Below are 20,110 nucleotides of genomic sequence, written 5' to 3'. Positions count from 1 at the left end.
GTTACAGCAGCGCGGGAACGCTTTCGCGAACCTGTGCCGGCCATACGCCGCACTGCACCTGGCCGATATGGTCGAGCTGCAGCAGCAACATCGTCAGGCGAGACTGGCCAATGCCGCCGCCGATAGTCTGCGGCATCTCGCCGCGCAGCAGCGCCTGGTGCCACTCCAGTTGCAGGCGATCTTCGTCGCCAGTCAGCGCCAGCTGGCGTTTTAGCGCCGCGGCGTCAACGCGGATCCCCATTGATGAGATCTCGAACGCATCTTCCAGCACCGGGTTCCATACCAGGATATCGCCGTTCAGTCCGGCAAAGCCTTCAGAAACCTCAGTGCTCCAGTCATCATAATCCGGGGCACGTACATCATGGCGCTTGCCATCAGAGAGTTTGCCGCCGATGCCGATTAAGAAGACGGCGCCCAGCTCTTTGGCAATCGCTCGCTCGCGGCCTTTGGCATCAAGAGCCGGATAGCGACTCAGCAGCGCCTGGCTGTGAACAAAGTGGATCTGTTCCGGCAGGAACGGTGTCAGGCCAAATTCCTGGCTGACCGCCAGCTCGGTGGCTTTGATCCCGGCGTAGATCGCTTCGACGGTCGCCTTCAGCGTGCCGACGTGGCGCTCTTCATCCCCCATCACCCGCTCCCAGTCCCACTGGTCGACATAGACGGAGTGGATCGGCGTAAGACGGTCTTCATCGGGGCGAAGGGCCTTCATGTGCGTGTACAGCCCTTCGCCCGCGCTGAAGTCGTGTTGTCCCAGGGTTTGACGCTTCCATTTCGCCAGCGAATGAACCACTTCGAACTGGGCGTCGGGCAGTGTTTTCACTTTCACCTGAACCGCTTTCTCGCAGCCGGACAAGTTATCCTGCGTCCCATCGCCCACGCGGCTTAAGATTGGCGCCTGGACTTCAATCAGGCCAAGCTTCTCTTCCAGCTGACGGGAAAAATGGGATTTAACGAAACTGATCTGGCGTTGTTTTGCGATATAAGCGGTTTTCATTTTTATGACTCCTGCGTCCTGTTGCCATTGATTAAGCAACAAAACAGGCCGCCAATACAATAATCAATCAATAAAAAGGCTCAACAACTTTTAATTCAACAAAATATAGAGCTAAAATAGTAAGAACCGTCAAACTTCATAAGAAAAAGATATGGAAAATTATCAGATCGACAATCTGGACCGCGGCATTCTCGATGCGCTCATGGCCAACGCCCGTACCGCCTATGCCGAACTGGCCAAACAATTCAGCGTCAGCCCGGGTACTATTCATGTGCGCGTCGAAAAGATGAAACAGGCGGGCATCATTACTGGCGCGCGCATTGACGTCAGCCCCAAACAGCTGGGCTATGACGTCGGCTGCTTCATCGGCATTATTCTCAAGAGCGCCAAAGACTATCCCTCCGCCCTCGCCCGCCTGGAAAGCCTGGAGGAGGTGACCGAGGCTTACTACACCACCGGCCACTACAGCATCTTTATTAAGGTGATGTGTAAATCCATCGATGCCCTGCAGCAGGTACTTATCAACAAGATCCAAACAATTGATGAAATTCAGTCCACTGAAACCCTGATCGTGCTGCAGAACCCGATCATGCGCACCATTAAGCCCTGATCGTTTTTTTTAATCCCACATTTTTCCACAGGTAGATCCCAGCTCGCTCACAGCGTACAATACGCCACTCTGAACAGTTGAGCGGGCGATCGGCGATCTATGGCAGACATTACACTTATCAGCGGCAGCACCCTGGGCAGTGCGGAATACGTAGCGGAGCATCTGGCAGAAAAGCTGGAAGAAGCAGGCTACAGCACTGAAATCCAGCACGGCCCGCTGGTGGACGATCTGCAGGCGCAAGGGATCTGGTTAGTTATCTCTTCCACCCATGGCGCCGGCGACATTCCCGACAACCTGGTTCCCTTCTATGACGCACTGCTGGCGCAGCAGGCCGATCTTTCCGCCGTGCGCTTTGGCGCCATCGGGATCGGCAGCCGTGAATACGACACTTTTTGCGGCGCGATCGATAAATTAGAAGCGGCGCTGAAGGCCTGCGGGGCAAAACAGATCGGCGAGACCCTGAAGATCAACGTGCTGGAACATGAAATTCCGGAGGATCCGGCGGAAATCTGGCTGGGATCCTGGAAAAATTTGCTCTGAGAATTGTAAAGATCGTCCGTTCTTCTGTGGATAACCATGCTTAAAAGCTTGGATCAACCGGTAGTTATCCAAAGAATAACCGGAGTATGGTTTTTGAGCTGTGCATAACCCTTCATTCTGATCCCAGCTTATACGGACCAGGATCACCGATCATTCACAGATAGTGATCCTTCTTAAGCTTTTGATCTTACTTCGTGGATCCGACTTATCCACAAAGAGAGTCGATCCTAATAAGAGATCACAATAGAACAGATCTCTATATAAAGATCTTCTTTTTAATACTCAGGATCCCGGAGTCTTTCTCAAAAGACCAAAGCCGAGTAGAATCCACGGCCCGGGCTTCAATCCATTTTCAAACCGCGTTATGCGAGGCAGACCACCATGTTTTATCAGGATCCTTTTGACGTCATTATCATTGGCGGGGGTCACGCAGGCACTGAGGCCGCAATGGCCGCAGCGCGTATGGGTCAACAGACCCTGCTTTTGACACACAATATCGACACGCTGGGGCAGATGAGCTGCAACCCGGCGATTGGCGGCATTGGGAAAGGACACCTGGTAAAAGAAGTGGACGCGCTCGGCGGTCTGATGGCCAAAGCGATCGATCAGGCAGGCATTCAGTTTAGGATACTAAACGCCAGCAAAGGCCCCGCGGTGCGCGCCACTCGCGCCCAGGCTGACCGCGTGCTGTACCGTCAGGCGGTACGCACTGCGCTGGAGAACCAGCCGAACCTGATGATCTTCCAGCAGGCAGTGGAAGATCTGATTGTCGAAAACGATCGTGTCGTAGGCGCGGTCACCCAGATGGGCCTCAAATTCCGAGCCAAAGCGGTGGTACTGACCGTCGGGACCTTCCTTGACGGCAAAATCCATATTGGTCTGGATAACTACAGCGGCGGACGCGCCGGCGATCCGCCGTCGATCCCGCTGTCTCGTCGCCTGCGTGAACTGCCGCTGCGCGTCAGCCGGCTGAAAACCGGAACCCCGCCGCGCATTGACGCGCGCACCATCGATTTCAGCGTGCTGGCGCAACAGCATGGCGATAACCCAATGCCGGTCTTCTCGTTTATGGGATCTGCCGATCAGCATCCGCGTCAGGTGCCGTGCTATATCACCCACACTAACGAGAAAACCCATGACGTGATCCGCAATAACCTCGATCGCAGCCCCATGTACGCCGGGGTGATCGAAGGGATCGGTCCACGCTACTGCCCGTCGATCGAAGACAAAGTCATGCGCTTTGCCGATCGCAACCAACATCAGATCTTCCTCGAACCGGAAGGCCTGACCTCAAACGAAATTTATCCGAACGGCATCTCCACCAGCCTGCCGTTCGATGTGCAAATGCAAATCGTCCGCTCAATGCAGGGGATGGAGAATGCGCGGATCGTCCGTCCTGGCTACGCTATTGAGTACGATTTCTTCGACCCGCGCGATCTGAAGCCGACGCTCGAGAGCAAATTCATTCAGGGTCTGTTCTTCGCCGGTCAGATCAACGGCACCACCGGTTATGAAGAAGCTGCGGCTCAGGGTCTGCTGGCCGGTCTTAACGCTGCTCGTTTCTCGGCGGAAAAAGAGGGCTGGGCACCGCGTCGCGATCAGGCCTACCTCGGCGTGTTGGTGGATGACCTGTGTACTCTGGGTACCAAAGAACCGTACCGCATGTTTACCTCTCGTGCAGAATATCGTCTGATGCTGCGCGAAGACAACGCCGACCTGCGTCTGACTGAGCAGGGGCGTGAGCTGGGTCTGGTGGATGATGAACGCTGGGCGCGTTACAACGAGAAGCTGGAAAGCATTGAGCGTGAACGCCAGCGCCTGAAATCGACCTGGGTGAACCCTCAGGCTGAGAGCGCTAACGAAGTGAACGCTCACCTGACCGCGCCGCTGTCGCGCGAAGCCAGCGGTGAAGATCTGCTGCGTCGTCCGGAAATGACCTACGAGCAGCTGGTTCAGCTCTCGCCGTTCGCGCCGGGGCTGGAAGATCGGCAGGCGGCTGAGCAGGTTGAGATCCAGGTGAAGTATGAAGGCTATATCGCGCGCCAGCAGGATGAGATCGAGAAACAGCAGCGCAACGAGAATACCTTGTTACCGGCGACACTCGACTACCGTCAGGTCACCGGACTGTCTAATGAAGTGATCGCTAAACTAAACGACCATAAACCGTCGTCGATAGGGCAGGCGTCACGTATTTCCGGGATCACCCCGGCGGCGATCTCTATTTTGCTGGTTTGGTTGAAAAAGCAGGGGATGCTGCGTCGCAGCGCCTGATTGCGGCAGCCTGCCGCGCTGATTTCCCAGTTGCATAATCAGCGTTCGCCTTTATCATTCCTGGCCCGGTAAGCGTTAGCGCCTCCGGGCTCATTATTTTTTGAAGGTACTTACCGTGCTCAACAAACTTTCTCGTCTGCTGGATGAAGCGGGTATTTTGCTCACCGATCACCAGAAAAATCAGCTGGTGGCTTACGTCGGGCTGCTCGATAAGTGGAACAAAGCCTATAACCTGACCTCCGTTCGCGATCCAAATGAGATGCTGGTGCGTCATATCCTGGACAGCATCGTCGTCGCGCCTTATCTGCAGGGCTCGCGCTTTATCGATGTCGGTACGGGACCGGGGCTGCCTGGGATCCCGTTGGCTATCGTGCGCCCGGAGTCGCATTTCACCCTGCTGGACAGCCTTGGCAAACGCGTGCGCTTCCTGCGTCAGGTGCAGCATGAGCTGAAGCTGGATAACGTTACCCCGGTGCAGAGCCGCGTGGAAGCTTTCCCGGCTGAGCCGCCGTTTGATGGCGTGATAAGCCGCGCCTTCGCATCGCTTAATGATATGGTGAGCTGGTGCCATCATTTGCCGGCCGCGAACGGTCACTTCTATGCGCTCAAAGGGTTAGCGCAAAAAGACGAAATGGAAAACCTGCCGGAAGGGTATGCCATAGCCGAGGTCATTGAGCTACATGTTCCTCAGCTGGAAGGGGAGCGGCACCTGGTGGTGATTACGCCAAAATCGAGTTAATTTTTATCAAAAAATGTGGAAAAAATGTGGCTCGTGAATGTTACAAAAATAAAGGACACCTCCCGTTCTTATCGGGCTGCATTTAACCATGTTTTTACTATGGTTTTTCTTGCGGTTAACTTAGCGTAACTGATTCACTGACAAAATAGTCAACTTTGAAAATATCAGGGTGCTAAAAATCGACAACGATAAACAGCATAGCGATGTTAAATTTTTATTATAAATGTCAATAAAAGGTTTTTATTGTATGTGGGGTTGTTTTAGATAATGTCCTCACTTTTTATCTTGAATATCAAAAGCATGAAAAATAGTGTTTTATGTCCTTGATTCATTAAAGGGCGCTTGAAATGTTTATTATGTGATCTAATGCACGCTTTAATTGCCGTGTTTCCACGTTATTTGCAGTTTTGTATGACCGCTCACAGAACGCTGAAATGCGCGGAAAGTTGTCCGTTGGAAAATAATTAAACATTTATTCACTATTTTGCTACTTATTGTTTGAAATCACGGGGCGTCACCGTATAATTTGTCCGCTTTTTGATGCTTGACTCTTCGTCTTAAAGGACGTTTTATACGACACGCGACATACCTCAAAGGGAGCAGGAGTAAAAACGTGATGTCAGTGTCGCTCTTGAGTCGAAACGTTGCTCGCAAGCTTCTGTTTATTCAGTTACTGGCAGTAATGGCAAGTGGACTGCTGTTCAGCCTCAAAGACCCCTTCTGGGGCATTTCCGCGGTATGCGGCGGTTTGGCAGTGGTTTTGCCAAATCTGATGTTTATGATTTTTGCCTGGCGTCATCAGGCGCATACACCAGCAAAAGGCCGTGTGGCCTGGACCTTCGCCTTCGGTGAAGCCTTCAAGGTGTTGCTGACCTTCGCCCTCCTGGCGGTGGCGCTGGCCGTTTTAAAAGTGGTATTTTTGCCACTGATCGTGACGTGGGTTTTGGTGCTGGTGGTACAAGTTCTGGCGCCAGCTGTAATCAACAACAAAGGGTAAAAGGCATCATGGCTTCAGAAAATATGACGCCGCAGGAATACATAGGTCACCATCTGAACAACCTTCAGATTGACCTGCGTACTTTCTCGCTGGTGGATCCGCACAACCCCCCGGCCACCTTCTGGACGCTCAACATTGACTCCATGTTCTTCTCGGTGGTTCTCGGTCTGCTGTTCCTGGCCATGTTCCGTAGCGTTGCTAAGAAAGCGACCAGCGGCGTACCAGGGAAATTCCAGACCTTCATCGAAATGATCATCGGCTTCGTCCATGGTAGCGTCAAAGACATGTACCATGGCAAGAGCAAGGTTATCGCGCCGCTGGCGCTGACCGTGTTCGTCTGGGTCTTCCTGATGAACCTGATGGACCTGCTGCCAATCGACCTGCTTCCTTATATCGGCGAACACATTTTCGGCCTGCCTGCACTGCGCGTGGTTCCGTCTGCTGACGTGAACATCACCCTGTCGATGGCGCTTGGCGTGTTCATCCTGATTCTTTTCTACAGCATCAAAATGAAAGGCGTGGGTGGGTTCGTTAAAGAACTGACCATGCAGCCGTTCAATCACTGGGCGTTCATTCCTGTCAACTTAATCCTTGAAGGGGTAAGCCTGCTGTCCAAACCGGTCTCTCTCGGTCTGCGACTGTTCGGCAACATGTATGCCGGTGAGCTGATTTTCATTCTGATTGCTGGTCTGTTGCCGTGGTGGTCACAGTGGGTTCTGAATGTGCCTTGGGCCATTTTCCACATCCTGATTATTACGCTGCAAGCCTTCATCTTCATGGTTCTGACGATTGTCTATCTGTCGATGGCGTCTGAAGAGCATTGATTTTTACCAACACTACTACGTTTTAACTGAAACAAACTGGAGACTGTCATGGAAAACCTGAATATGGATCTGCTGTACATGGCTGCCGCTGTGATGATGGGTCTGGCGGCAATCGGTGCTGCGATCGGTATCGGCATCCTCGGAGGTAAATTCCTGGAAGGCGCAGCGCGTCAGCCGGATCTGATCCCTCTGCTGCGTACTCAGTTCTTTATCGTTATGGGTCTGGTGGATGCTATCCCGATGATCGCTGTAGGTCTGGGTCTGTACGTGATGTTCGCCGTCGCGTAGTAAGTTGTTAGAAACCTAAGCCACAGAGTTAATTAAAGAGGTATTGTGCTGTGAACATGAACGCAACAATCCTCGGCCAGGCCATCGCGTTTGTTATCTTCGTATGGTTCTGCATGAAGTACGTATGGCCGCCTTTAATGGCTGCCATCGAAAAACGCCAGAAAGAGATTTCTGACGGTTTAGCTTCTGCAGAACGCGCTAAGAAAGATTTGGACCTTGCACAGGCCAACGCGACCGACCAGCTGAAAAAAGCGAAAGCGGAAGCCCAGGTAATCATTGAGCAGGCGAACAAGCGCCGCTCTCAGATTCTGGACGAAGCTAAAGCTGAAGCAGAACAGGAACGCACCAAAATCGTTGCACAAGCGCAGGCTGAAATTGATGCTGAGCGTAAACGTGCACGCGAGGAGCTGCGTAAGCAGGTCGCTATCCTGGCTGTTGCTGGCGCCGAGAAGATCATCGAACGTTCCGTGGATGAAGCTGCTAACAGCGACATCGTGGATAAACTTGTCGCTGAACTGTAAGGAGGGAGGGGCTGATGTCTGAATTTGTAACGGTAGCTCGCCCCTACGCCAAAGCAGCTTTTGACTTTGCCGTCGAACACAACAGTGTTGAACGCTGGCAGGATATGCTGGCGTTTGCCGCCGAAGTGACCAAAAACGATCAAATGGCAGAGCTTCTCTCCGGTGCTTTGGCGCCGGAAACGCTCTCAGAAGCGTTTATCGCTATCTGCGGCGAGCAACTTGACGAAAACGGCCAGAACCTGATTAAGGTGATGGCGGAAAATAATCGTCTGAAGGTGCTCCCGGACGTTCTTGAGCAATTCATTCACCTGCGCGCGGCCAGTGAGGCCATCGCAGAGGTAGAAGTCATATCTGCCAACCAACTGAGTGATGAACAGCTTGCCAGGATCGTCAGCGCGATGGAAAAACGTCTGTCACGCAAAGTTAAGCTGAATTGCAAAATCGATAAGTCTGTTATGGCAGGTATTATCATCCGTGCGGGTGATATGGTCATTGATGGCAGCGTACGCGGCCGTCTTGATCGCCTTGCAGACGTCTTGCAGTCTTAAGGGGACTGGAGCATGCAACTGAATTCCACCGAAATCAGCGAACTGATCAAGCAGCGCATTGCTCAGTTCAATGTTGTGAGCGAAGCTCATAACGAAGGTACTATTGTTTCTGTAAGTGACGGTGTTATCCGCATCCACGGCCTTGCCGAATGTATGCAGGGTGAGATGATCTCCCTGCCGGGTAACCGTTACGCTATCGCACTGAACCTGGAGCGCGACTCCGTAGGTGCGGTGGTGATGGGGCCGTACGCTGACCTCGCCGAAGGCATGAAGGTGAAATGTACTGGCCGTATCCTGGAAGTTCCGGTTGGTCGTGGCCTGCTGGGCCGCGTGGTTAACACCCTGGGCGCGCCAATTGATGGTAAAGGTCCGCTGGAAAACGACGGTTTCTCCGCCGTTGAAGCGATCGCGCCGGGCGTAATCGAACGTCAGTCCGTCGATCAGCCGGTACAGACCGGTTATAAATCCGTTGACGCCATGATCCCAATCGGTCGTGGTCAGCGTGAACTGATCATCGGCGACCGTCAGACCGGTAAAACTGCGCTGGCTATCGATGCCATCATCAACCAGCGTGATTCCGGCATCAAGTGCGTCTATGTTGCTATCGGCCAGAAAGCGTCCACCATCTCTAACGTGGTGCGTAAACTGGAAGAGCACGGCGCGCTGGCTAACACCATCGTGGTGGTAGCGACTGCATCCGAATCTGCTGCACTGCAATACCTGGCGCCATACGCCGGTTGCGCAATGGGCGAATACTTCCGCGACCGCGGTGAAGATGCGCTGATCGTATACGATGACCTGTCTAAACAGGCTGTTGCTTATCGTCAGATCTCCCTGCTGCTCCGTCGTCCGCCAGGACGTGAAGCGTTCCCGGGCGACGTATTCTACCTCCACTCTCGTCTGCTGGAGCGTGCTGCGCGTGTTAACGCCGAATACGTTGAAGCCTTCACCAAAGGTGAAGTGAAAGGGAAAACCGGTTCTCTGACCGCGCTGCCGATTATCGAGACGCAAGCGGGTGACGTTTCCGCGTTCGTTCCGACCAACGTAATCTCCATTACCGATGGTCAGATCTTCCTGGAAACCAACCTGTTCAACGCCGGTATTCGTCCTGCGGTTAACCCGGGTATCTCGGTATCCCGTGTGGGTGGTGCAGCGCAGACCAAGATCATGAAGAAACTGTCCGGTGGTATCCGTACCGCGCTGGCGCAGTATCGTGAACTGGCGGCGTTCTCCCAGTTTGCATCCGACCTTGACGATGCAACCCGCAAACAGCTGGACCACGGTCAGAAAGTGACCGAACTGCTGAAACAGAAACAGTATGCGCCGATGTCCGTCGCGCAGCAGTCTCTGGTTCTGTTCGCAGCAGAACGTGGTTATCTGGCTGATGTAGAACTGGCGAAAATCGGTAGCTTCGAAGCCGCACTGCTGGCTTACGTCGACCGTGATCACGCTCCGCTGATGCAAGAGATTAACCAGTCCGGTGGCTATAACGACGAAATCGAAGGAAAGCTGAAAGGCATCCTCGATTCCTTCAAAGCAACCCAGTCCTGGTAACGTCTGGCGGTCTGTCTTAGGGCAGGCCGCAAGGCATTGAGGAGAAGCTCATGGCCGGCGCAAAAGAGATACGTAGTAAGATCGCAAGCGTCCAGAACACGCAAAAGATCACTAAAGCGATGGAGATGGTCGCCGCTTCCAAAATGCGTAAATCGCAGGAGCGCATGGCGGCCAGCCGTCCTTACGCAGATACTATGCGCAAAGTGATTGGTCACCTTGCGAACGGTAATCTGGAATATAAGCACCCTTACCTGGAAGAACGCGACGTTAAGCGCGTGGGCTACCTGGTGGTGTCGACCGACCGTGGTTTGTGCGGCGGCTTGAACATTAACCTGTTCAAGAAACTGCTGGCGGAAATGAAAGCATGGTCCGATAAAGGCGTTCAGTGCGACCTCGCAATGATCGGCTCTAAGGGCGTCTCTTTCTTTAACTCCGTTGGCGGCAACGTTGTTGCACAGGTGACCGGTATGGGGGATAACCCATCCCTGTCCGAACTGATCGGCCCGGTAAAAGTGATGTTGCAGGCCTATGATGAAGGCCGTCTGGACAAGCTGTACGTTGTCAGCAACAAATTTATTAACACCATGTCTCAGGTTCCGACGATCACTCAGCTGCTGCCGTTACCGGCATCAGAAGACGCTGATCTGAAACGTAAATCCTGGGATTACCTGTATGAGCCCGATCCGAAAGCGCTGCTGGATACCCTCCTGCGCCGCTACGTCGAGTCTCAGGTTTATCAGGGCGTGGTTGAAAACCTGGCCAGCGAGCAGGCCGCCCGTATGGTGGCGATGAAAGCCGCGACCGATAATGGCGGCAGCCTGATTAAAGAGCTGCAGTTGGTATACAACAAAGCTCGTCAGGCCAGCATTACTCAGGAACTCACCGAGATCGTCTCGGGGGCCGCCGCGGTTTAACCAGGTTATTTCGTAGAGGATTTAAGATGGCTACTGGAAAGATTGTCCAGGTAATCGGCGCCGTGGTCGACGTCGAGTTCCCTCAGGATGCCGTACCACGCGTGTACGAAGCCCTTGAGGTACAGAATGGTAATGAAGTTCTGGTGCTGGAAGTTCAGCAGCAGCTGGGCGGCGGTATCGTGCGTACCATCGCCATGGGTTCTTCCGATGGTCTGCGCCGCGGTCTGGATGTAAAAGACCTCGAGCACCCGATCGAAGTCCCGGTTGGTAAAGCTACGCTGGGTCGTATCATGAACGTACTGGGTCAACCGGTCGACATGAAAGGCGACATCGGCGAAGAAGAGCGTTGGGCTATCCACCGCGCAGCACCGTCCTATGAAGAGCTGTCCAGCTCTCAGGAACTGCTGGAAACCGGCATCAAAGTTATCGACCTGATGTGTCCGTTCGCGAAGGGCGGTAAAGTCGGTCTGTTCGGTGGTGCGGGTGTCGGTAAAACCGTAAACATGATGGAGCTGATCCGTAACATCGCGATCGAGCACTCCGGTTACTCCGTGTTTGCGGGCGTAGGTGAGCGTACTCGTGAGGGTAACGACTTCTACCACGAAATGACCGATTCCAACGTTATCGATAAAGTATCCCTGGTGTACGGCCAGATGAACGAGCCGCCGGGAAACCGCCTGCGCGTTGCGCTGACCGGCCTGACCATGGCTGAGAAATTCCGTGACGAAGGTCGTGACGTACTGCTGTTCGTCGATAACATCTATCGTTACACCCTGGCCGGTACGGAAGTATCCGCACTGCTGGGTCGTATGCCTTCAGCGGTAGGTTATCAGCCGACCCTGGCGGAAGAGATGGGCGTTCTGCAGGAACGTATCACCTCCACCAAAACCGGTTCTATCACCTCCGTACAGGCGGTATACGTACCGGCGGATGACTTAACTGACCCATCCCCAGCCACTACCTTTGCTCACTTAGATGCAACCGTAGTACTGAGCCGTCAGATCGCTTCCCTGGGTATCTACCCGGCTGTTGACCCGCTGGACTCCACCAGCCGTCAGCTGGATCCGCTGGTTGTTGGTCAGGAACACTACGACACCGCGCGTGGCGTTCAGTCCATCCTGCAGCGTTATCAGGAACTGAAAGACATCATCGCCATCCTCGGTATGGACGAACTGTCTGAAGAAGACAAACTGGTGGTAGCTCGCGCACGTAAGATCCAGCGCTTCCTGTCCCAGCCGTTCTTCGTGGCTGAAGTCTTTACCGGTTCTCCGGGCAAATACGTGGCGCTGAAAGACACCATCCGTGGCTTTAAAGGCATCATGGAAGGCGAATACGATCACCTGCCAGAGCAGGCGTTCTACATGGTCGGTTCCATCGACGAAGCCGTGGAAAAAGCCAAAAAACTTTAACGCCTTAATCGGAGGGTGATATGGCAATGACTTACCACCTGGACGTCGTCAGCGCAGAGCAACAAATGTTCTCTGGTCTGGTCGAAAAAATCCAGGTAACGGGTAGCGAAGGTGAACTGGGTATTTACCCGGGACACGCACCGCTGCTCACCGCCATTAAGCCTGGTATGATTCGCATCGTTAAACAGCACGGTCATGAAGAGTTTATCTATCTGTCCGGCGGCATTCTTGAAGTGCAGCCTGGCAGCGTGACCGTCCTGGCGGATACCGCAATTCGTGGTCAGGACCTCGACGAAGCGCGAGCGCTGGAAGCGAAACGCAAAGCGGAAGAGCACATTAAGAGCTCTCACGGCGATGTGGATTACGCTCAGGCGTCTGCGGAACTGGCCAAAGCGATCGCTAAACTGCGCGTTATCGAGTTGACCAAAAAAGCGATGTAACACCGGCTTGAACGTAAAAAGCCAGTCTGGTTTCCAGGCTGGCTTTTTTTATGCCCAGCTGCTGACGAGCGGATGAAGTGAAAACAGAATTCACCCTTAATTGTTATTGATTAGTTAAATGATGAAGCGTAGACTCTATTTTATGTGGTGCATATCACATAAAATAGCGTTATCAAACTGCACCTGCGTCAGGAAATCATCATGAAACTGTTCCATAAAATCATCGCTAAATTTAGCGTCCTGAGCTTCTAAGCTCCGCGCTATCCCCCCGCTGACACGACGTATCGCCCATCAAAACGACAACACTGGCGATGTGAAACCGGGCAAAGAAGGTCACCTGACGGTGGCCTTTCGTTTTTTATCGCTACATCAATCACTTTGCCGCCCTCCCCCGCCAGCGACTGGCAACGATTATCCTGGTTCTTCCCGCTGTGGGTACTGAAAATCGCTTTCCGCAGCGGCTTTATTCAGGTGGCGAAAAAACAGCAAAAGCAGTGAGATAGTCAATGATTATCCTCCCCGCCCTCCTTTTTCAGCGTTAAACTGATTTGCAGTGGTTAAAAATAGCGTCATAAAATGGTGTATAGCAGTGAGCCTGGACGTTTTCTCCACGTCTCGTTTTATGATGAAAAATATGTAGAAATTTCAACGTGAAAGGCTTTTACTTTTCGTTCTAACTACCGTCAGGATGAGTATGTCAAATAGTGCGATGAGCGTGGTTATCCTTGCCGCAGGCAAAGGGACCCGCATGTATTCCGATCTACCTAAGGTGCTGCATACCCTGGCCGGGAAGCCAATGGTGCAGCATGTCATTGATGCCGCTAACGATTTAGGCGCATGTGCGGTACACCTGGTGTATGGCCACGGTGGCGATCTGCTGCGTCAGACGCTGCATGAAGACAACCTGAACTGGGTGCTGCAGGCCGAGCAGCTCGGAACCGGGCACGCCATGCAGCAGGCGGCGCCGTTCTTCAATGATGATGAAGACATCCTGATGCTCTACGGCGATGTGCCGCTGATCTCCGTCGAGACGCTACAGCGCCTGCGCGCCGCGAAGCCGCAGGGCGGGATTGGTCTGCTGACCGTGAAGCTGGATGATCCAACCGGCTACGGCCGCATTACCCGTGAGAATGGCCAGGTGACGGGTATCGTTGAGCACAAAGATGCCAGCGAGGCGCAGCGCCAGATTCAGGAAATTAACACTGGGATCCTGATCGCCGGCGGAGCGGACCTCAAGCGCTGGCTGGCGAATCTCACCAATAACAACGCCCAGGGCGAATACTACATCACCGATATCATCGCCATGGCGCATCAGGAAGGTCGCGAGATCGTTGCCGTGCATCCCCAGCGCCTGAGCGAAGTCGAAGGCGTCAACAACCGCCTGCAGCTTGCGCGCCTGGAGCGCGTCTACCAGGCTGAGCAAGCGGAAAAGCTGCTGCTGGCGGGAGTGATGCTGCGCGATCCGGCGCGTTTCGATCTGCGCGGTACGCTGCAGCACGGGCGCGATGTGGAGATCGATACTAACGTTATTCTGGAAGGCAACGTGGTGTTGGGCGATCGTGTGAAAATCGGCGCCGGCTGCGTGATCAAAAACAGCACCATCGGCGATGATTGCGAAATCAGCCCCTACAGCGTGGTGGAAGATGCCCAGCTGCAGGCGGCCTGCACCATCGGCCCATTTGCCCGTCTGCGCCCGGGCGCCGAACTGCTGGAAGGCGCCCACGTTGGCAACTTCGTGGAAATGAAAAAGGCGCGTCTCGGCAAAGGCTCCAAGGCGGGTCATCTGACCTATCTGGGCGATGCGGAGATCGGTGATAACGTCAATATCGGCGCGGGCACCATCACCTGCAACTACGATGGCGCGAACAAACACAAAACGATTATTGGCGACGATGTCTTTGTCGGCTCGGATACCCAGCTGGTGGCCCCGGTTACGGTAGGCAACGGTGTCACTATCGCCGCCGGCACCACCGTCACACGCAATATCGCCGATAACGAACTGGTGTTGAGCCGCGTGCCGCAGGTCCATAAGCAGGGCTGGCAGCGTCCGGTGAAGAAAAAATGAACAGAATTGTCGCCGGGGGTGTACAACGCCCGGCGAACCAGGATGAGAGGGTCAACATAGATCCCCGTCCGCAGGCAGTACCATAACAATAACCCCACTCTCTACAAGGCTCGGGGCGCCCGGGAAACGGGCAAATACAGGTCAGCGACAACGCATGGCATATCGCCATTATCAGGAAATTTAACTATGTGTGGAATTGTTGGCGCAGTCGCGCAGCGTGATATTGCTGAAATCCTTCTCGAAGGTTTACGTCGTCTGGAATACCGTGGCTATGACTCTGCCGGTCTGGCGGTAGTCGACAGCGAAGGTCATATGACCCGCGTGCGTCGCCTGGGTAAGGTACAGATGCTGGCTCAGGCGGTCGAAGAGCAACCGTTACACGGTGGTACCGGGATCGCCCATACTCGCTGGGCGACGCACGGCGAACCGTCTGAGAGCAATGCGCATCCGCATGTTTCTGAACACATTGTGGTGGTCCATAACGGGATCATCGAAAACCACGAGCCGCTGCGCGCATTGCTGCAGTCTCGCGGCTATGTCTTCGTCACTGAGACCGATACCGAAGTTATCGCCCATCTGGTGCACTGGGAGCTGGAACAAGGTGGAACCTTGCGTGAAGCCGTGCTGCGCGCCATCCCGCAGCTGCGCGGCGCTTACGGCACCGTAATCATGGATACCCGCGACCCGGGAACCCTGCTGGCGGCCCGCTCCGGTAGTCCGCTGGTGATTGGTCTGGGCATGGGTGAAAACTTTATCGCTTCCGACCAGCTGGCGCTGCTGCCGGTTACCCGCCGCTTCATCTTCCTTGAAGAAGGCGATATTGCGGAAGTGACTCGTCGCTCGGTGGTGATTTTCGATAAATCCGCTGCGCAAGTGAAGCGTCAGGAGATCGAATCCAATCTGCAGTATGACGCCGGCGATAAAGGTATCTATCGCCACTATATGCAGAAAGAGATTTTCGAACAGCCGAATGCGATTAAGAACACCCTAACCGGGCGTATCAGCCACGGCGAAATCGATCTCAGCGAGCTGGGGCCGAACGCCAATGAAATGCTGGCTCAGGTTGAACATATTCAGATTGTTGCCTGCGGGACCTCCTATAACTCCGGGATGGTCTCCCGCTACTGGTTCGAGGCGTTAGCCGGCGTGCCGTGCGATGTGGAAATCGCCTCCGAATTCCGCTATCGGAAGTCTGCGGTGCGTCGTAACAGCCTGATGATCACCCTTTCCCAGTCTGGTGAAACCGCCGATACCCTGGCGGCGCTGCGTTTGTCGAAAGAGCTGGGCTATCTCGGCTCGCTGGCCATCTGCAACGTGCCGGGCTCGTCGCTGGTGCGTGAATCCGATCTGGCGCTGATGACCAAAGCCGGAACGGAAATTGGCGTGGCCTCGACCAAGGCCTTTACCACTCAGCTGACGGTGCTGCTGATGCTGGTGGCGAAACTGGCGCGATTGAAAGGCCAGGATGCGTCCATTGAGCATGATATCGTCCACGGCCTGCAGGCGCTGCCGAACCGTATCGAGCAGATGCTCTCCCAGGACAAGCGTATTGAGCAGCTGGCAGAGCGTTTCTCTGATAAGCATCATGCGTTGTTCCTTGGCCGCGGCGATCAGTACCCGATCGCTATGGAAGGGGCGCTGAAGCTGAAAGAGATCTCCTATATTCATGCGGAAGCCTACGCGGCAGGCGAGCTTAAGCACGGCCCGCTGGCGCTGATTGATGCGGAAATGCCGGTGATCGTAGTGGCGCCGAACAATGAGCTGCTGGAAAAACTGAAATCCAACATCGAAGAGGTTCGCGCCCGCGGCGGTGAGCTGTACGTTTTCGCCGACGGTGACGCCGGCTTCAACGGCAGCGACAACATGCACATCATTGAGATGCCGCATGTCGAAGAGAGCATCGCGCCTATCTTCTACACCGTACCGCTGCAGCTGCTGGCTTATCACGTTGCGCTGATCAAAGGCACTGACGTTGATCAGCCGCGTAACCTGGCGAAATCGGTCACGGTTGAGTAACGTATTATCTCTTTTGCAAAGGGCTGCCGGCGGCGGCCCTTTTTTATTTTTACCTGCTGTTTTTCGCCGATCTTGTGCGCAATATCTGGGGAGGCGATAGACGACAAACGATCGTTTTGCTCTGCGATTTCGCTGTCATAAAAAGAAAATTATTCTGTCATTGTGTGGTCATGCTAGTAGATAACCATTTGAGTTATAAGCGTATTATTTGACGTAAAATCCCCCCTTCCGGCGTGTCATAAAACTGTCATAATTCGTACATTTTACTGTCACCTCTTTGACCTATTTTGCTCACCATAGCCTCGAAACAATGATTTACGAATCCCAGCAGGAGACATTATGAACGTTATGCGTACCACCGTCGCAACAGTTGTCGCCGCGACCTTATCGATGAGCGCTTTCTCTGCTTTCGCAGCAGCAAGCCTGACTGGCGCAGGTGCAACTTTTCCTGCGCCGGTGTATGCCAAATGGGCTGACACCTATCAGAAAGAAACTGGCAATAAAGTGAACTACCAGGGTATTGGTTCCTCTGGTGGCGTTAAACAGATTATTGCCAACACCGTGGATTTCGGTGCTTCTGATGCTCCGCTGGCTGATGACAAACTGACCCAGGAAGGCCTGTTCCAGTTCCCGACCGTGATTGGCGGCGTGGTGCTGGCGGTTAACCTGCCTGGCGTGAAATCCGGCGAGCTGGTGCTGGATGGCAAAACCCTCGGCGATATCTACCTGGGTAAAATTAAAAAATGGGATGACGAAGCGATCGCTAAGCTCAACCCGGGTCTGAAGCTGCCGTCGCAGAATATCGCCGTGGTTCGCCGCGCCGATGGTTCCGGTACCTCCTTCGTCTTCACCAGCTACCTGTCCAAAGTGAATGAAGAGTGGAAATCGAAAATCGGCGCAGGCTCTACCGTTAACTGGCCAACCGGTCTGGGCGGTAAAGGCAACGACGGTATCGCCGCTTTTGTTCAGCGTCTGCCGGGCTCGATTGGTTACGTCGAATACGCTTACGCCAAGCAAAACAACCTGGCGTACACCAAACTGGTCTCTGCCGACGGCAAGCCGGTTAGCCCGACTGAAGACAACTTCGCTAACGCCGCAAAAGGCGTTGACTGGAGCAAGTCTTTCGCTCAGGACCTGACTAACCAGAAAGGTGAAAACGCATGGCCGATCACCTCAACCACCTTCATCCTGGTGCATAAGGCGACGAACAAGCCTGAGCAGACCGCAGAAGTGCTGAAGTTCTTTGACTGGGCGTATAAAAACGGCGGGAAAGAAGCCAATGCGCTGGATTACGCGACGCTGCCGGAAAGCGTGGTAGAGCAGGTTCGTGCGGCATGGAAAACCAACGTCAAAGACAGCAGCGGTAAAGCGCTGTACTAACAGTAGATTTTTGACGAAGATGGCGGGGGCGTTCAGGCGCTGCCCGCCCTACGGTTCAGACTGTAGGCCCGGGAGCCAACGCCACCGGGCATTTATTCGAACAAGTTTTAATACGTAAAGAGTAATCTATGGCTGCAACCAAGCCTGCATTTACCCCTCCGGGGAAAAAGGGTGACATAATTTTCAGTGCGCTGGTAAAACTGGCTGCGCTGATTGTGCTATTGATGCTGGGCGGCATCATCGTTTCCCTGATCATCTCTTCCTGGCCGAGCATTCAAAAGTTTGGCTTTGCCTTTTTGTGGACCAAAGAGTGGGATGCGCCCAACGAAATCTTCGGCGCGCTGGTGCCGATCTACGGAACTCTGGTGACCTCCTTTATCGCGCTGCTGATCGCCGTCCCGGTGAGCTTCGGCATCGCGCTGTTTCTGACTGAACTGTCCCCCGCCTGGCTCAAGCGCCCGCTGGGCATTGCGATTGAGCTGCTGGCGGCAATCCCGAGTATCGTGTACGGCATGTGGGGCCTGTTTATTTTCGCCCCGCTGTTTGCGACTTACTTCCAGGAGCCGGTGGGGAACGTCCTGTCGACCATCCCGTTCGTCGGCGCGCTGTTTGCCGGTCCGGCGTTTGGGATTGGCATTCTCGCCGCTGGCGTCATTCTGGCCATCATGATCATCCCTTATATCGCCGCGGTCATGCGCGATGTTTTCGAACAGACGCCGGTGATGATGAAAGAGTCGGCCTATGGCATCGGCTGCACCACCTGGGAAGTGATCTGGCGCATCGTTTTACCGTTCACCAAAAACGGGGTGATCGGCGGCGTGATGCTCGGTCTGGGCCGCGCGCTGGGTGAAACCATGGCGGTCACCTTTATCATCGGCAACACCTACCAGCTCGACAGCATATCGCTGTATATGCCGGGGAACAGCATTACCTCCGCGCTGGCCAACGAATTCGCCGAAGCGGAAACCGGCCTGCACGTGGCGGCGCTAATGGAGCTGGGCCTGATCCTGTTCGTTATCACCTTTATCGTTCTGGCGGCGTCGAAGTTTATGATTATGCGCCTCGCGAAGAATGAGGGGGCACGCTAATGGCGACCATTGAAATGCAAAGCACCGCCGAGCTGGCGGAGTCCCGCCGCAAGATGCAGGCCAAACGCCGCATGAAGAACCGTATCGCTCTGGCGCTGTCGATGGCCACCATGGCGTTTGGTTTGTTCTGGCTTATCTGGATCCTGATGGCGACGATAACCCGCGGCTTCGACGGTATGAGTCTGGCGCTGTTTACCGAAATGACGCCGCCGCCGAATACCGCGGGCGGTGGTCTGGCCAACGCCCTCGCCGGCAGCGGCCTGCTGATCCTGTGGGCAACCGTCTTTGGTACGCCGCTGGGTATCCTCGCCGGAATTTATTTGGCGGAGTATGGCCGCAAGTCGGTGCTGGCTGAAATTATCCGCTTTATCAACGATATTCTGCTTTCCGCACCGTCTATCGTGGTCGGCCTGTTCGTCTACACCATCGTGGTGGCGCAGATGCAGCACTTCTCGGGCTGGGCGGGCGTTATCGCCCTGGCGCTGCTGCAGGTGCCTATCGTTATTCGTACCACCGAAAACATGCTGAAACTGGTGCCGGATAGCCTGCGTGAAGCGGCCTATGCGCTGGGGACGCCGAAGTGGAAGATGATCTCGGCGATCACCCTGAAAGCCTCCGTCTCAGGGATTATGACCGGGATCCTGCTGGCTATCGCCCGTATCGCTGGGGAAACGGCGCCCTTGCTGTTCACCGCGTTGTCTAACCAGTTCTGGAGCACCGACATGATGCAGCCGATTGCCAACCTGCCGGTGACCATTTTCAAATTTGCCATGAGTCCGTTTGCGGAGTGGCAGCAACTGGCATGGGCCGGGGTATTGATTATCACCCTGTGCGTCTTGCTGCTGAACATCCTGGCGCGCGTTATCTTCGCCAAGAAGAAACACGGTTAATTTTTTGCGGCGCAGCCACGGC

19 protein-coding genes are annotated in these 20,110 nt (G+C 54.4%); 18 read left to right on the top strand and 1 reads right to left on the bottom strand.

Annotated elements, in window-relative coordinates; all coding sequences use genetic code 11:
- Window position 1: 1 nt before the first annotated feature.
- Window positions 2–994 carry an aspartate--ammonia ligase gene (gene asnA / locus ABLU50_RS24480; protein ID WP_348864945.1) on the bottom strand — a complete coding sequence of 331 codons (993 nt, stop codon included), beginning with the start codon at window positions 992–994 and terminating at the stop codon, window positions 2–4.
- Window positions 995–1,145: 151 nt separating this feature from the next.
- On the opposite strand from asnA, the gene asnC reads away from it, so the two are divergent.
- The 18 genes from asnC to pstA all read left to right on the top strand — a co-directional run bounded on the left by asnC (window position 1,146) and on the right by pstA (window position 20,088).
- Entirely contained in the window at window positions 1,146–1,604 is a 459-nt protein-coding gene (gene asnC, locus ABLU50_RS24475) for a transcriptional regulator AsnC (protein WP_002882510.1), read from the top strand.
- Window positions 1,605–1,703: 99 nt separating this feature from the next.
- Window positions 1,704–2,144, top strand: coding sequence for an FMN-binding protein MioC (mioC, locus tag ABLU50_RS24470; RefSeq protein ID WP_017899651.1), 441 nt, complete (start codon window positions 1,704–1,706; stop codon window positions 2,142–2,144).
- A gap of 381 nt (window positions 2,145–2,525) precedes the next feature.
- Window positions 2,526–4,415: a tRNA uridine-5-carboxymethylaminomethyl(34) synthesis enzyme MnmG gene (gene mnmG / locus ABLU50_RS24465; RefSeq protein WP_004202313.1), complete on the top strand. Its 1,890-nt coding sequence runs from the start codon at window positions 2,526–2,528 to the stop codon at window positions 4,413–4,415.
- 115 nt (window positions 4,416–4,530) lie between these two features.
- The gene (gene rsmG, locus ABLU50_RS24460) at window positions 4,531–5,154 is read left to right on the top strand and encodes a 16S rRNA (guanine(527)-N(7))-methyltransferase RsmG (RefSeq protein ID WP_004202311.1); all 624 of its coding nucleotides are present in this window, start codon (window positions 4,531–4,533) and stop codon (window positions 5,152–5,154) included.
- A 616-nt stretch (window positions 5,155–5,770) separates the two neighbouring features.
- Entirely contained in the window at window positions 5,771–6,151 is a 381-nt protein-coding gene (gene atpI / locus ABLU50_RS24455) for a F0F1 ATP synthase subunit I (protein ID WP_004202310.1), read from the top strand.
- An 8-nt stretch (window positions 6,152–6,159) separates the two neighbouring features.
- Window positions 6,160–6,975: a F0F1 ATP synthase subunit A gene (gene atpB, locus ABLU50_RS24450; protein WP_004202309.1), complete on the top strand. Its 816-nt coding sequence runs from the start codon at window positions 6,160–6,162 to the stop codon at window positions 6,973–6,975.
- A gap of 48 nt (window positions 6,976–7,023) precedes the next feature.
- Window positions 7,024–7,263: a F0F1 ATP synthase subunit C gene (gene atpE, locus ABLU50_RS24445; RefSeq protein WP_000429386.1), complete on the top strand. Its 240-nt coding sequence runs from the start codon at window positions 7,024–7,026 to the stop codon at window positions 7,261–7,263.
- Window positions 7,264–7,313: 50 nt separating this feature from the next.
- Window positions 7,314–7,784, top strand: a complete 471-nt coding sequence (gene atpF, locus ABLU50_RS24440) for a F0F1 ATP synthase subunit B (protein ID WP_004107293.1) — start codon at window positions 7,314–7,316, stop codon at window positions 7,782–7,784.
- A 14-nt stretch (window positions 7,785–7,798) separates the two neighbouring features.
- The gene (gene atpH / locus ABLU50_RS24435) at window positions 7,799–8,332 is read left to right on the top strand and encodes a F0F1 ATP synthase subunit delta (protein WP_004202307.1); all 534 of its coding nucleotides are present in this window, start codon (window positions 7,799–7,801) and stop codon (window positions 8,330–8,332) included.
- A 12-nt stretch (window positions 8,333–8,344) separates the two neighbouring features.
- Entirely contained in the window at window positions 8,345–9,886 is a 1,542-nt protein-coding gene (atpA, locus tag ABLU50_RS24430) for a F0F1 ATP synthase subunit alpha (protein ID WP_004144995.1), read from the top strand.
- 50 nt (window positions 9,887–9,936) lie between these two features.
- The gene (gene atpG, locus ABLU50_RS24425; RefSeq protein WP_004144996.1) at window positions 9,937–10,800 is read left to right on the top strand and encodes a F0F1 ATP synthase subunit gamma; all 864 of its coding nucleotides are present in this window, start codon (window positions 9,937–9,939) and stop codon (window positions 10,798–10,800) included.
- Between the two features lie 26 nt (window positions 10,801–10,826).
- Complete coding sequence (atpD, locus tag ABLU50_RS24420) at window positions 10,827–12,209, top strand: F0F1 ATP synthase subunit beta (RefSeq protein WP_004144997.1); 1,383 nt, start codon at window positions 10,827–10,829, stop codon at window positions 12,207–12,209.
- A gap of 20 nt (window positions 12,210–12,229) precedes the next feature.
- Window positions 12,230–12,649 carry a F0F1 ATP synthase subunit epsilon gene (locus ABLU50_RS24415; RefSeq protein ID WP_001251971.1) on the top strand — a complete coding sequence of 140 codons (420 nt, stop codon included), beginning with the start codon at window positions 12,230–12,232 and terminating at the stop codon, window positions 12,647–12,649.
- Window positions 12,650–13,343: 694 nt separating this feature from the next.
- On the top strand, window positions 13,344–14,714 hold the full coding sequence (gene glmU, locus ABLU50_RS24410) for a bifunctional UDP-N-acetylglucosamine diphosphorylase/glucosamine-1-phosphate N-acetyltransferase GlmU (protein WP_023319401.1): 1,371 nt from the start codon (window positions 13,344–13,346) through the stop codon (window positions 14,712–14,714).
- Between the two features lie 186 nt (window positions 14,715–14,900).
- Window positions 14,901–16,730 (top strand): glutamine--fructose-6-phosphate transaminase (isomerizing), encoded by a 1,830-nt coding sequence (gene glmS, locus ABLU50_RS24405; RefSeq protein ID WP_004202303.1) that lies wholly within the window; start codon window positions 14,901–14,903, stop codon window positions 16,728–16,730.
- 339 nt (window positions 16,731–17,069) lie between these two features.
- Complete coding sequence (pstS, locus tag ABLU50_RS24400; protein WP_004150308.1) at window positions 17,070–18,110, top strand: phosphate ABC transporter substrate-binding protein PstS; 1,041 nt, start codon at window positions 17,070–17,072, stop codon at window positions 18,108–18,110.
- A 128-nt stretch (window positions 18,111–18,238) separates the two neighbouring features.
- Window positions 18,239–19,198 (top strand): phosphate ABC transporter permease PstC, encoded by a 960-nt coding sequence (pstC, locus tag ABLU50_RS24395; RefSeq protein WP_004202302.1) that lies wholly within the window; start codon window positions 18,239–18,241, stop codon window positions 19,196–19,198.
- Window positions 19,198–20,088 carry a phosphate ABC transporter permease PstA gene (gene pstA, locus ABLU50_RS24390; RefSeq protein WP_004202301.1) on the top strand — a complete coding sequence of 297 codons (891 nt, stop codon included), beginning with the start codon at window positions 19,198–19,200 and terminating at the stop codon, window positions 20,086–20,088. The genes pstC and pstA overlap by 1 nt, the downstream gene beginning before the upstream one ends.
- The last annotated feature ends 22 nt before the right edge of the window (window positions 20,089–20,110 follow it).

This window comes from Klebsiella sp. GG_Kp173 (genome assembly GCF_040062415.1).
GTDB lineage: Bacteria > Pseudomonadota > Gammaproteobacteria > Enterobacterales > Enterobacteriaceae > Klebsiella > Klebsiella quasipneumoniae.
Note: the sequence above shows the minus strand (reverse complement) of the source record. Positions and strands in the feature narration are given on the sequence as shown.

Excerpts from the sequence above, each read along its gene's own strand:
- asnA (WP_348864945.1), bottom strand. The coding sequence starts at position 994 with ATGAAAACCGCTTATATCGCAAAACAACGCCAGATCAGTTTCGTTAAA.
- asnC (WP_002882510.1), top strand. The coding sequence starts at position 1,146 with ATGGAAAATTATCAGATCGACAATCTGGACCGCGGCATTCTCGATGCG.
- mioC (WP_017899651.1), top strand. The coding sequence starts at position 1,704 with ATGGCAGACATTACACTTATCAGCGGCAGCACCCTGGGCAGTGCGGAA.
- mnmG (WP_004202313.1), top strand. The coding sequence starts at position 2,526 with ATGTTTTATCAGGATCCTTTTGACGTCATTATCATTGGCGGGGGTCAC.
- atpI (WP_004202310.1), top strand. The coding sequence starts at position 5,771 with ATGTCAGTGTCGCTCTTGAGTCGAAACGTTGCTCGCAAGCTTCTGTTT.
- atpB (WP_004202309.1), top strand. The coding sequence starts at position 6,160 with ATGGCTTCAGAAAATATGACGCCGCAGGAATACATAGGTCACCATCTG.
- atpE (WP_000429386.1), top strand. The coding sequence starts at position 7,024 with ATGGAAAACCTGAATATGGATCTGCTGTACATGGCTGCCGCTGTGATG.
- atpH (WP_004202307.1), top strand. The coding sequence starts at position 7,799 with ATGTCTGAATTTGTAACGGTAGCTCGCCCCTACGCCAAAGCAGCTTTT.
- atpA (WP_004144995.1), top strand. The coding sequence starts at position 8,345 with ATGCAACTGAATTCCACCGAAATCAGCGAACTGATCAAGCAGCGCATT.
- atpG (WP_004144996.1), top strand. The coding sequence starts at position 9,937 with ATGGCCGGCGCAAAAGAGATACGTAGTAAGATCGCAAGCGTCCAGAAC.
- atpD (WP_004144997.1), top strand. The coding sequence starts at position 10,827 with ATGGCTACTGGAAAGATTGTCCAGGTAATCGGCGCCGTGGTCGACGTC.
- ABLU50_RS24415 (WP_001251971.1), top strand. The coding sequence starts at position 12,230 with ATGGCAATGACTTACCACCTGGACGTCGTCAGCGCAGAGCAACAAATG.
- glmU (WP_023319401.1), top strand. The coding sequence starts at position 13,344 with ATGTCAAATAGTGCGATGAGCGTGGTTATCCTTGCCGCAGGCAAAGGG.
- glmS (WP_004202303.1), top strand. The coding sequence starts at position 14,901 with ATGTGTGGAATTGTTGGCGCAGTCGCGCAGCGTGATATTGCTGAAATC.
- pstS (WP_004150308.1), top strand. The coding sequence starts at position 17,070 with ATGAACGTTATGCGTACCACCGTCGCAACAGTTGTCGCCGCGACCTTA.
- pstC (WP_004202302.1), top strand. The coding sequence starts at position 18,239 with ATGGCTGCAACCAAGCCTGCATTTACCCCTCCGGGGAAAAAGGGTGAC.
- pstA (WP_004202301.1), top strand. The coding sequence starts at position 19,198 with ATGGCGACCATTGAAATGCAAAGCACCGCCGAGCTGGCGGAGTCCCGC.